The sequence below is a fragment of the Paenibacillus paridis genome, assembly GCF_006345825.1.
Lineage (GTDB): Bacteria > Bacillota > Bacilli > Paenibacillales > Paenibacillaceae > Pristimantibacillus > Pristimantibacillus paridis.
The window spans coordinates 23,797-35,603 of sequence record NZ_VCIX01000038.1 but is presented as its reverse complement, the minus strand read 5'-3'; the positions used below and the strand labels follow the sequence as shown (position 1 = coordinate 35,603).

At 51.1% G+C, this 11,807-nt stretch carries 9 protein-coding genes; 6 read left to right on the top strand and 3 right to left on the bottom strand.

Annotated features, from left to right (window positions below; genetic code table 11):
* Positions 1-170 precede the first annotated feature (170 nt).
* Complete coding sequence (uvrA, locus tag FJQ58_RS00640; RefSeq protein WP_139990529.1) at positions 171-2,687, top strand: excinuclease ABC subunit UvrA; 2,517 nt, start codon at positions 171-173, stop codon at positions 2,685-2,687.
* 68 nt (positions 2,688-2,755) lie between these two features.
* Here uvrA and FJQ58_RS00635 read toward each other — a convergent pair whose 3' ends face one another.
* Entirely contained in the window at positions 2,756-3,508 is a 753-nt protein-coding gene (locus FJQ58_RS00635; protein ID WP_139990528.1) for an MBL fold metallo-hydrolase, read from the bottom strand.
* A gap of 355 nt (positions 3,509-3,863) precedes the next feature.
* Between FJQ58_RS00635 and FJQ58_RS00630 the strand changes: the two genes are divergently transcribed.
* Positions 3,864-4,328 carry a YhfM domain-containing protein gene (locus tag FJQ58_RS00630; protein WP_139990527.1) on the top strand — a complete coding sequence of 155 codons (465 nt, stop codon included), beginning with the start codon at positions 3,864-3,866 and terminating at the stop codon, positions 4,326-4,328.
* Positions 4,329-4,489: 161 nt separating this feature from the next.
* On the opposite strand, the gene FJQ58_RS00625 is transcribed toward FJQ58_RS00630, so the two are convergent.
* A complete protein-coding gene (locus tag FJQ58_RS00625) occupies positions 4,490-5,638 on the bottom strand; it encodes a metallophosphoesterase (RefSeq protein WP_139990526.1) in 1,149 nt (382 codons plus the stop codon).
* A gap of 244 nt (positions 5,639-5,882) precedes the next feature.
* Here FJQ58_RS00625 and FJQ58_RS00620 point away from each other — a divergent pair, with 244 nt between their 5' ends.
* Together FJQ58_RS00620 and FJQ58_RS00615 are read left to right on the top strand one after the other, a co-directional pair.
* Positions 5,883-8,057 carry a DNA topoisomerase III gene (locus FJQ58_RS00620; protein WP_139990525.1) on the top strand — a complete coding sequence of 725 codons (2,175 nt, stop codon included), beginning with the start codon at positions 5,883-5,885 and terminating at the stop codon, positions 8,055-8,057.
* A gap of 260 nt (positions 8,058-8,317) precedes the next feature.
* Positions 8,318-8,989: a YheC/YheD family protein gene (locus FJQ58_RS00615; RefSeq protein WP_139990524.1), complete on the top strand. Its 672-nt coding sequence runs from the start codon at positions 8,318-8,320 to the stop codon at positions 8,987-8,989.
* Positions 8,990-9,228: 239 nt separating this feature from the next.
* On the opposite strand, the gene FJQ58_RS00610 is transcribed toward FJQ58_RS00615, so the two are convergent.
* Positions 9,229-9,810, bottom strand: a complete 582-nt coding sequence (locus FJQ58_RS00610) for a GbsR/MarR family transcriptional regulator (RefSeq protein WP_139990523.1) — start codon at positions 9,808-9,810, stop codon at positions 9,229-9,231.
* Positions 9,811-10,039: 229 nt separating this feature from the next.
* Here FJQ58_RS00610 and FJQ58_RS00605 point away from each other — a divergent pair, with 229 nt between their 5' ends.
* Positions 10,040-10,921 (top strand): carbohydrate ABC transporter permease, encoded by an 882-nt coding sequence (locus tag FJQ58_RS00605; RefSeq protein ID WP_139990522.1) that lies wholly within the window; start codon positions 10,040-10,042, stop codon positions 10,919-10,921.
* A gap of 33 nt (positions 10,922-10,954) precedes the next feature.
* Positions 10,955-11,797 carry a carbohydrate ABC transporter permease gene (locus FJQ58_RS00600; RefSeq protein WP_139990521.1) on the top strand — a complete coding sequence of 281 codons (843 nt, stop codon included), beginning with the start codon at positions 10,955-10,957 and terminating at the stop codon, positions 11,795-11,797.
* Positions 11,798-11,807: the final 10 nt, after the last annotated feature.

The window sequence follows — 11,807 nt, the reverse complement described above, 5'->3', positions numbered from 1 at the left end:
ATGTTATGGTTGTATCAATAATTAACGATAAAATCAACTCAAATTTGCTTAAACCTTACCACTTGCATCAATGTAGTATGCTGGTATTGCGATCGGAAATAGGGTAAGGAAACAATCAGTTTCCCCCATCCGAATTTCGATGATCGGATAGTACCAGAAGGAGGACAAACATGCAGGATCAGATCGTCATTACAGGAGCACGGGAAAATAATTTGAAAAACCTTTCGCTTGCCATTCCAAAATACAAGCTGGTCGTTTTGACGGGCCCATCAGGCTCTGGCAAGTCAACGCTTGCGATGGATACGCTTCAGAGGGAGTGCCAGCGGCAGTACATGGAATCCATGGGGATGGTATCGGATTCGATCAGCAAGCCGAAGGTGGAATCAATCGCTGGACTCTCTCCATCGATCAGTGTCGGGCAGCATGTGACTAACCGCAATCCCCGCTCAACGGTTGGAACCGTGACTGATATTTATACATATCTTCGTTTTGTCTATTCCCGGCTGGCGGAGCGCGCATGTGAATCCTGTGGGCAAACGATCCATCCGCTGTTTGAGGCTTCAAGCGCGACAATCAATACTGCGGAGGAGGAAGAGGAGAGCCATACAATTAAGTGCCCTAACTGTCATACGGAACTGGAGAAGCTCGGAATGTCCCATTTTTCCTTTAACAAGCCGGAGGGAGCTTGTGAGTGCTGCGGCGGCCTTGGACATGTGGCCACGCTGGATTACGATGCCGTATTCAATCAGGAGCTTAGCTTAATGGATGGCGGAGTAACCTACCTTTATGAATCGTATCTAAACTATTTCGCAAACATACTTGTCGCTTCGGGCAAGCACTACGGATTCGAATTTGACCTGAATCTGCCTTTGAAGGATTATTCGGAGGTCCAGCGCGATTTGCTTTATTACGGCGTTGAGAGCGAAGCGTTCATCAAGCACTTCCCAGATGCCAAGCCGCCTAAGACGGTCAGCGGCGGCAAGTTCGAAGGAATTGTAACGGGCCTATGGAGGCGGTATAGGGAGAAGGACGGCGAACAAACCGGAATGGAAAAGGACGGCGATTATTTCAAGCAGCAGGGCTGTCCGGCATGCAAGGGCCAGCGCCTGAAGCAAGCAAGCCGAACAGCCCTTGTAGCAGGAGCTACGATTTGCGAGGTGTCCGCTTGGTCGCTGGAAGAGGCGCTCTCATGGAGCAGGCAGCTTCAGCGGCATGTGCCGCCGGAAGGGCAAGCTCTGCTCGCTCCGGTCATGACGGATATGCCCGTCCGTTTGGAGCGGATTATTGACGTTGGTCTCGGTTATTTATCACTGGGTAGGCAAACGGTATCGCTCTCTGGCGGTGAAGCGCAGCGTCTCCGTCTGGCTTCGCTTCTTGGCTCGGGCTTAACGGGCGTGCTCTATATCTTGGATGAACCTACGACGGGGCTCCATCCGCGGGATACGTCGGGCTTGCTCCGCGTGCTCCAGCAACTGAGGGATATGGGAAATACGGTGCTCGTCATCGAGCATGATATCGAAGTGATGAAAGCAGCCGATCATATTATCGATATCGGGCCAGGTGCTGGTTTATGGGGTGGAACATTAGTTGGAGAAGGAACCTTGGATCAGTTGATGCTAAGCGAGCATTCCGTTACAGGCGCCTACTTGCGCATGGAGAGCTTGCCCGCTCCCGCGCGCGTGAGAAGACGCGGCACCGGAAAGCAACTTACGGTAGTCAACGCGCACGCCCGTAATTTGAAGGGGATTGACGTATCCTTTCCGCTTGGCTGCCTGATTTCGGTGACGGGAGTGTCCGGCTCCGGGAAGTCGACGCTGCTATTTGATTTACTAGCCAAAGGCGAGGCAGGTTCGCCTCAGGTTGAGGGCTGCGGCAGCATGACGGGCTATGAGCATATTGGCAACCGGATTACGGTGGACCAATCGCCGCTTGGGCGAATGCAGAGATCGAACGTTGCGACCTATACGGACGTATTCACTCAGCTGAGGAACTTATTTGCCGCTCTTCCGGAGGCCAAGCAAAACAAGCTGACTTCCAAGCATTTCTCGTTTAATACGCCCGGAGGACGCTGCGAGACCTGCCAAGGGCTTGGCGTATTGTCGGTTGATATGAATTTTCTGCCTGACTTGGAAATACGCTGCAAAAGCTGCAAAGGGAAAAGGTTTAAAGATGAAGTGCTGCTGGTGACTTACGAGGGTTACACGATTTCGGATTTATTAAACATGACGGTACAGGAAAGCTTATCCGTGTTTAGGGGCAAAGAGAAGATCGCTGGCATGATTGAGCTGCTGTGTGAGGTCGGGCTTGGTTATTTGCAATGGGGACAGTCGGTAAAAACCTTGTCCGGCGGCGAGGGGCAGCGGATCAAGCTCGCCAAGGAGCTGATCAAGAGATCAAACACGCATACGCTTTACTTATTGGATGAGCCAACAACCGGTCTTCATCCAACCGATGTGGGCAAGCTGCTGGCCTTGCTGAATAAACTTGTCGATGCCGGAAATACGGTCATTGTCGTCGAGCACAGCCTAGAGCTTATTCGGGAATCAGACTGGGTGATCGATATTGGACCGGAGGGAGGTGAAGCAGGAGGGATGCTGATGGCTGCCGGAACGCCTGAGCAGGTGGCAGCTATTGAAGCTTCCTATACGGGGCAATTTTTAAAAGCGGCCTTGGCAGGGGGATACTGATTCATCTCTCCCTGCATAGCCGTTAGAAGGGAGCTGACGGCGCCGGATGCGCAGGCAGCTCCCATTGCCTATTGATCGGCAGCCAGTTCCAAAATGCGTTCATTTACATGATCGGTATATAGCCCGCCGTGATAGCAGATCACCGTCTCGATGTCATATTCCGTTAATTTCTTGAGGGACAGCCTAGCTTGGTCAAGATCGATGCAGTGACGGGGCGTCGGGCCCATCAACTGGTCGTTCTCGACCACCATCGCGTCTGCCGCTATCAAGGTTTTGCTGGCTTTATGGTAGAGGCTAATATGGCCGGGTGTATGGCCAGGCGTGCTGATAATGATGATTCCTCCGCAGTAAGGCAGTTCCTCGCCATCAGCGACAATCACGTCGACAGGAGCGCTTGGCGGATTTTCCAGCACGCTTCTGAAGGAAGCCCGCCATTCTTGCGGAATCTCCTCCGGCATGGCGTTAATTGCATTCTCGATCGCTTCTGGCGTAAGCTTAATCGGCTGCGCGTCCCCTTGAACATAGGGAGCTTCAATCTCGCTTGCCAGCACCTTTGCAGGATGAGGCAGCTCCTTCAAAACGGCAGGCAAGCTGCCGATATGATCAATATCCTGATGGGTGATGATAATGTGGGTAAGCTTGTCGAAGGAGAGGCCTGCTCTCTCGACCTGTTCTTTGATTAACGGAAGCTGGCCCGGATAGCCTGTATCGATTAATAGGGCTGCTTCGTTATCCCATAGCAAAGTTGGATAAACGGTTTCCATCCGTCCCATCATGACCGCTGCAATCGGCAGCATTTGAACTCCTTCAGAAATGTTCATCATTACCCTCCGCTTTTAGGTTAGAATGGTTGGCACCGGTGCAACGTCGACGACAAAATATATAGTAACAGCATTAATAGTTTATGTAAATAGTAAAATATTTTATTATAACACATAAATAATTATTTGTCAATAAATATTTAATGTTTAATAAAGCAAGGTCACATTGCAGTGATATACAGCAATTATGGTTAATAGCGTGTGCAAAACGGATGGAATCATACCTTTGCTGCAAGCAGCTTCTTCAGGCTTATGAAGTGAAAATGATTAATAGCTATATTCCATTCATAAGGAATGGAACCTTCTTCCATAGAAACCCGTCTTTAAGGTTAAAAAAGAAGAAAGGGGCTATTGTATGAAGCGCAGTTCTTGGATTGTGATCGCTGTGGCGGTGGTTGCAGCCGCTGTTTTGTTCTTTATATTTAGGGTTAGCGGGGACCGCGTAACCGTCATGCGTATGATTGATTTTGAGCAGGCAGAGCCCAATTCCAGCTATGTCTGGAAGGATCGAGGTTCGATTCGAACCTTCGACTATGCTTTCCGGTTCGGAAAAAAGCAGGAGGGAAAGGTGGATATCGCGGTGCCGCCTTATTCGGTTGATTTGGGGAAGCAGCGCTACTGGCTATGGATATCGGATAAGCATGAGCCTGGCAACTTCATGAAGCCGGAGGATTCGGGGACGATTTATCGCTTAAGCTTAAAATCAACTAGCAAAATTCAAGAACTTCTGAAGCAGGCTTATCCTCATTTTGGAACAGATATGCCGGGCGGGAATAGAGATGAATGCAATATTAGCTTGTCGCTTGCGCCCATCCCTTGATCCTTGTATGAAGCGGTTGCGATGGTTGTGGCGGCAACGAGGCGCTCGATCAAGTACAAAAGTTGCCGCTTTTTTTATAGTTGTTGGGGGAAGCCCACATATGGAGCTGTTAGAGTGCTTGCTGCACTCTAAGCTTACATAGGCATGGGAAACATGCCCTGTTACGCGGGTACGAACTCCACCTCGATCCGGATAACCTCCGAACGGCTTCCGATCCGTACAGGCGGTCCCCAAGTGCCGAAGCCGGAGGAGACGATGGCGTGCAGGCCGCCTTTTTTGAGGTAACCCCAATCCAATTCGAACAAACGCCTTGTGATCAAATGATTCGGCATCATTTGGCCGCGGTGGGTATGCCCGGAGACAGACAAGTCTATGCCGCTCTCCGCTGCTTTCGCGATATCGGATGGCTGGTGGTCGAGCATAATGAGCGGGCGCGAGTGGTCCAGCGGAGCGATTAGCTCTTCAATGGGCAGCCTGCGCTCTGTGCCAAAGCCGCCCGAGGCTTTGTCCTTGCGTCCGACGACATAGAAGCTGTCCGCGATGAGCGCGCTCTCGTCCATCAGCACGCGGATGCCGATGGCATCCATCGCAGCAATGAATTCGGGAACCTTCTTGCCGATATATTCATGATTGCCTGTTACCGCGTATACGCCAAGCGGCGCTTTCAGCCTGCCGAGCACGCGGGACATGTTTTTGCGGAGAAACGGTTCGATATCATCGTCCAAAATGTCGCCGGGCAGCAGGATGAGATCTGGGCGGATTTCCTCAACCTTAGCCAGCAAACGCTCCAAATGGCGGTTTCCGACGATCGTTCCCAAATGCAGGTCGGACGCCATGGCAATGCGGAGCTTTTTCATGTCTCCTGCAGCCTTCGGAATCTGGACATGGTAGGTACGGATGATCGGGCTCCACGCATTAAAGCTGCCGCGAATCAGCAGGATGGCCATCGCTAGCGCAGCGATGCTGCCCACGGCAACGATATAGACGCTTTTGTCGGCTCCGCCTGCCTTAAGCAGCACAGCGGTGATATTGGCAACCGGCAAAATAAGGACTGCGTATTCCAGCACAGCAAACCAATAGGAGCCAATCAGCTTAAATGCTTCGGCAACGGGACGCAGCGGCGAAGAATAGGCGGCGCGGCCAATGATATACGAATACGCAATGACGGCAGCGGCGAGCGTATACCAGCCAGCGCTTTCCCAGTGGAACACCGTGGACAAGAGCAGCCAGCCATTCCAGCCGATATAGAAGGAAATGCCGCTGTATACGAGCAACACGGAAAAAATAATAGCAATAAATCGCAGCTTCATTCATCAACGCTCCCTGGCTAGTAATCTGCTTACTTATAAGCTGAATTTACTATATCACACGGAAGTTGCCGCAGCAAAAATTGCGAGATTGGGAGAATGGACCTGTTCGGCTAAAGCCGCAAGTCGCAGAAGGCGTTGCGATGCCAGCGTGCCTATGGTATCGTTTCGTCATAGTGAATGATGCCTTTCCCAGCATTCTATTGAAGGAAAGAGCGCATCAAAAAGAAATGGAGCGAATAACAGGATGAAATCGCTTGTACTGGCAGAGAAGCCGAGCGTGGCGAAGGAAATTGCCCGTGTGCTCGGCTGCGGACAGAAGCATAAAGGCTATATGGAAGGCCCGAAGTACGTGGTCACTTGGGCACTAGGCCATTTGGTTACCTTGGCGGAGCCGGAGGAATACGACCCGAAATACAAAACCTGGAATTTGGAAGATTTGCCTTTGCTCCCGCCGAAGATGAACCTGAAGGTGATGAAGGAAACGTCGCAGCAATTTCGCACGGTAGCTCAGCTATGCAAACGGCAGGATATTAGCGAGCTTATTATCGCTACCGATGCTGGGCGTGAGGGCGAGCTTGTTGCCCGCTGGATTATGGAGCTTGTCCACTGGCGTAAGCCTTTCAAGCGGCTGTGGATTTCGTCCCAGACCGATAAGGCCATCAAAGATGGCTTCAACACGCTGAAGCCGGGCAAGGACTACAATAATCTGTATGCTTCGGCGGTATGTCGTGCAGAGGCGGACTGGCTTATCGGCTTGAACGTAACTAGAGCTTTAACGACCAAATACAACGCTCAACTGGCCGCCGGCCGCGTTCAGACGCCTACGCTTGCTATGCTTATGGAGCGGGAACAGGAAATTCAATCGTTCCAATCGCAGCCTTATTGGACGGTATCTTTTGATTTTGGTTCGTTTTCCGCGGTTTGGCGCGAACAGGAGGGCCATGATGGCCGGATCTGGAGCAAGGCTGACGCGGATGCGGTTGCTGAGCGTTTGAAGCGCGGGACTGCGAAGGTGGATAAGCTGCGCACGACGGAGAAGCAGGAGCCGCATCCGCAAGCTTATGATTTGACGGAGCTGCAGCGGGATGCCAACAAACGGCTAGGCTTCTCGGCAAAGCAAACCTCCAACGTGCTTCAGAAGCTTTATGAGCAGCATAAGCTCGTTACTTACCCGCGAACTGATTCCAGATATTTGTCCAGCGATATGGTTCCGACTTTAAAAGGCCGTCTGGAGAGCATTGCGGTTGGACCTTACGCCCAGCTTGCGAGAAAGCTGGTCCGGATGCAGCTTCCGGTTACGAAACGGATTGTCGATGACAGCAAAGTAACCGATCACCATGCCATTATCCCTACAGAGCAATTTGTTAATTTATCCGCCTTAACAAACGATGAGCGCAGGCTATACGATCTGATCGTCAGACGGTTTATCGCTTTGTTCTACAGCCCTTACCGTTATGATGAGACGAGCGTCGTGCTCGCGGCAGGGAAAGACCGTCTATATGCGAAGGGCAAGATCGAAAAGGAGAAGGGCTGGAAGGAAATCTATCAATCCGGCTCGCATGCTTCCAGCATGGACGAAGAGGATGAGGATGACGGCGAGAGCAACGCTTCCGGGCAAGGAAAAGCGGACCGCCAGCCGGCGCAGCTGCTGCCGCCGCTAACAGTAGGGCAAACGCTGCCTATAAAGCAGGAGAAGGTACGCGAGCTTCGTACATTGCCGCCAGCCAGGTATACGGAGGCTACCCTGCTGACCCGAATGGAGAAGCATAGCCTCGGAACGCCTGCCACTCGAGCGGATATTATTGAGAAGCTGCTGGGTACGGATACAATTACTCGTACGCAAAACAAGCTGATGCCAACCGGCAAGGGCAAGCAATTAATTGAGCTCGTCGTTAACGAGCTGAGAAGCCCGGATTTGACCGCGAAATGGGAGCAGGAGCTGGAACGCATTGCCAAAGGCAAGGGTGATCCGGCGGCCTTTATGAAAAACGTGCGTCAGCAGGCAGCTAAATGGGTGTCTGAGGTCATCGCGGAATCGAAGGAATATAAGCCGCATAACCTGACGCATTCGAAATGCCCGGACTGCGAGAAGCCGCTGCTCGAAATTAACGGCAAACGCGGCAAATCGCTTGTCTGCTCAGATCGCGAATGCGGCTACCGCCGTTCGGCAGAGCCGATGCTCTCCAACATGCGCTGCCCGCAGTGCCATAAGAAAATGGAGATTAAGGACGGCAAGGCCGGTAAGTTTGCGCAATGCAAGCCATGCAACGTGATTGAGATGCTTGGCGACAAGCAGGGCGGTAGGGTCAACCGCAAACAGAACCAAAAGCTGATCGAGCAGTACAGCGACAATACATCGCTATCGAACAGTATGGCCGATAAGCTCAAAGCAGCGATGGAGAAGCTGTCCGAGAAATAATGATATGTTCACCGGCATGTCCCGCTTTAGGGGCTAGCCGGTGTTTTTATTTTATTCTATCAGAGAGGCTTCTATTGCTTTGTGGAGTGAGGCGGCGACCGAATCTAGCTTTTCTATTGAGGAAATCGTTGCTGTCAAACGCCAGGTGGCGGTTAAAAGGCTTGATAAATAAGGCTTCTAGCCTCCGTCATTCATCCAAGAGACAGCTATCACTCTGTCATATGCTATGGATGAAGCGATAGGAAAGGGGATAGATTGCATTGGGTGAACAGCAAGGAAGGCAGCTGGCTAGCAAATGGGCCAAAACTGCGATTTTACTTTCGCATCCTAGCATCGCGCCGCATATTCCTCCCACAAAACGATTTACGGCGAATCATCTCAGAAGCATGCTGGATACGCATCAAATGGTCGTTGTCAAGCCGGTGGTTGGCGCTGGCGGTCACGGTGTCATCAAGGTTACCCGTAATGAAGGAGGTTATGCCTATACTTATTACGCGCAGACAAAACGTTTTGCTAGTTTTGGAGCATTAGTAGCTGCGCTTAATAAAAAACGCAAAGGCCGCGCTTATCTGATTCAAAAAGGCATCCATTTGGCAACGGTCGATGGCAAGCCGATTGATTACCGCGTCAAATACGTGAAAACGGAAAATGGCTGGAAATACCGAGCGATCGTAGGCCGGATTGCCAAAAAAGGGCTGTTTGTAACGAATTTATGCCGCGGCGGCACTCTCGTAACGGCCGCGCAAGGCATTAGCCGCTCCTTGTCCTCTGGAGCGGTAGCGGAGAAGAAAGGCAAGATGAGGGAACTTACTGTACTTTCCACGGGCGTATTGGAAGCAAAGTACCCGGGGATCGGCCAACTGGGCTTTGACTATGGCATAGATAAGAGCGGGAAGATTTGGATATTCGAGGTAAATACGAGGCCTCAATAAGGGCAAGGTTCGAGGATTGTATGGGCAGCAGGCAAGAGGGATGGCGGAACAGCTAGACGTTCAGACCTGAATGCGAAAATGGTGAACGCTCAGGTCTGAATGAAGAGTAGCTTGCCATACGGATTAGAATAAAATAAATGCACGTTTTTTGCTAAGCGGAGCGAGCTTCAGGGGGAGTACCCTTGAGCCTTGCTCTGCTTTTTTTTGTCGTTCACTAATCTAAACGGAACCCGATAACACTATCCGCTGGGCGGCTTGCTGCCTGACTTGTCGCTGCTTTGCTGGAAAAACTCCCCGTTCCGCAGACCATCGACGAATTGCTGAAGCCAGCTGTAATACTCCACGCCATGGCGGAGCTTGTGCAAATCCTTCAAACCGAGCTGACGCTCGTCCTCCGGCGTTTCCGCCGCCAATATCATTTCCGACAACGGCGGTATTACCTCATTAATCGTACCTAACATCACATCGATTTCGCGCTGCAGCTTGGTAGCGAAAAAGTTCTGGAACGCCTGGAAAAAGTTCGTTTCCGCTACGTATAAGTCCTTGCGCTCCTGCTTTTCATCCAGTTTCATGATCATTTTGGAATCCGTGAGGGAGCGAACGGCATAGCTCATATTGCTTTTGCTCATATTCATATGCTGCTTCATATCTTCGAGCGTCATCGGCTTGTCCTCGAAAAACATAATCCCGTAAAGCTGTCCGAAGGAATAGTTCGCCCCGTACAGATCCATCGTCTGGGCAATCGCATCGATAATTTTGCCTCTGATTTGCTCCTGCGTGGCCGGCGTTCCTTCTAATTCGCTGTTTGAAGCTCTCTTCACATCTCTCACCCGCATAACATGGATTTTATGATTCGTCTGACACGCGTACCGATTTACCATTCCGTATTTCATCTGAAATTTACAAGACATTTAATAAATGTTGACGTGGCGATAACGTAACTATCATACACTGAACGTACAATAATTTTTGTACGATAGAGGTGAAGGGGTACGATATACGACAATTATAGCAAATGTTAAAAGAAAATTGAATCTAATAGAGGAGTTGATGACACGCGATATGGCTAAGGAATGGAAGGCTCTGCTTTTTACGCTGCCGGCAATAATTCCGTTGATCGTGTTCTGGATTATTCCGCTCGGAACCATCTTCTATCTGAGCTTCACAGATTGGGACTTCATGAGTCCGGTCAAACAATTCGTAGGCTTCGACAACTATGTTTATTTGTTCGATAATCCGGCTTTCTATCAATCCCTTCGCGTCACGATTCTGTTCTGCCTGGGCAGCGTGCTGCCGGTTATGGCTGGCGGCCTGGCGCTTGCGCTGCTGCTGAATCGGTCCCTAAAGGGGGCGGCATGGTACCGGACGTTAATGTTCTCGCCATGGGTGACGCCGACAGTAGCCGTATCGATTGTATGGTCATGGATATTCGAGCCCAAGGTCGGAATGGCTAATACGGCGCTGCGCTGGTTTGGGCTGGAGGGGGTCGGATGGCTGCAGGATACGAAATGGGCGCTTGCAGGCGTGCTGATCGTCACCGTCTGGAAGCTGATCGGCTGGACGATGGTGTTTTATATTGTGGCTTTGCAAAATGTGCCGCGCGAGCTGCTGCAGGCCGGCGAGCTTGACGGAGCGGGAAGCTGGAGTAAGCTGAGGCATATCACGCTGCCGCTCATTTCACCGACCACGCTGTTTCTGTTTATCGTACAGACGATATCCGCGCTGCAGGCTTACGACCAGATTAATGTCCTGACACAGGGCGGGCCGGCAGGCTCCACGAGAACGCTGCTTTATATGTACTATCAGTCAGCCTTTGAATCGTTTGATATCGGCGAAGCCTCGTCCGTGGCGGTCGTGCTGGTCATCGCCTGCATGCTGCTGTCGATCCTGTCCTTCGCAATCAGTCGCAAAACCGTTCATTACAGCTCATAGCTGCAAAGCAACATCGAAAGGAGAATGGCTGGCATGCAAGCAGCTTATCATATTCGCCGGACACTTCATCACGTTTTCCTGCTGCTTTTTAGCGGAGCGATGGCCTTCCCGTTTTATTGGATGGTCACAAGCGCGCTCAAGACCAATGATGAAATCTGGCAGTTTCCGCCCACCTTTTGGCCAAGCTCGCCGCAATGGGGCAACTATTTGGAGGCATGGCTGGAAGCGCCGTTTTGGCGGTATTTAACGAACAGTATCGTCGTGGCTGGCGTTATCGTCCTGCTTCAGGCCTTGAATTCGGCGATGATGGCCTATGCCTTGACACATATGCGCTTTCGCCTAAAAAAAGCTTTTACCGCAATCATCATGCTTGGTTATATGATTCCGAGTACGGCGGTTTACTTGCCCAGCTATATGATTCTGGCCAAGCTGCATTTGCTGGACTCGTATGCGGGATTGATTTTGTCCAATTGCGTCAGCGTTTTTTCGATTTTTCTAATTAGGCAGGCATTCCTGCAGGTGTCGCATGAGCTGGTAGAAGCAGGGCAGATCGATGGGGCATCGCATATGCGGATTTTGTGGTCGATTCTGGTCCCGGTCACGCGTTCCTCTTTCGTTGTTCTCGCTCTTATCACGTTCATTGATCATTATAACAACTACTTCTGGCCGATGCTGATTACGAAAAATCCTGATCTGCAGCTTGTATCGGCGGGGCTCAGAAGCTTCTTCGTGGAAGGAGGGGCTTACGGGCTGAAATGGCCGCTCATTATGGCAGCAAGCTCATTTACGATCGCGCCGCTGCTGGTTTTGTTTCTTTTTGCGCAGAAGACGATTATGAAAAGCTTTAATATGTCGACCGGCGCGAGCAAAGGGTAAACCCGGTTCG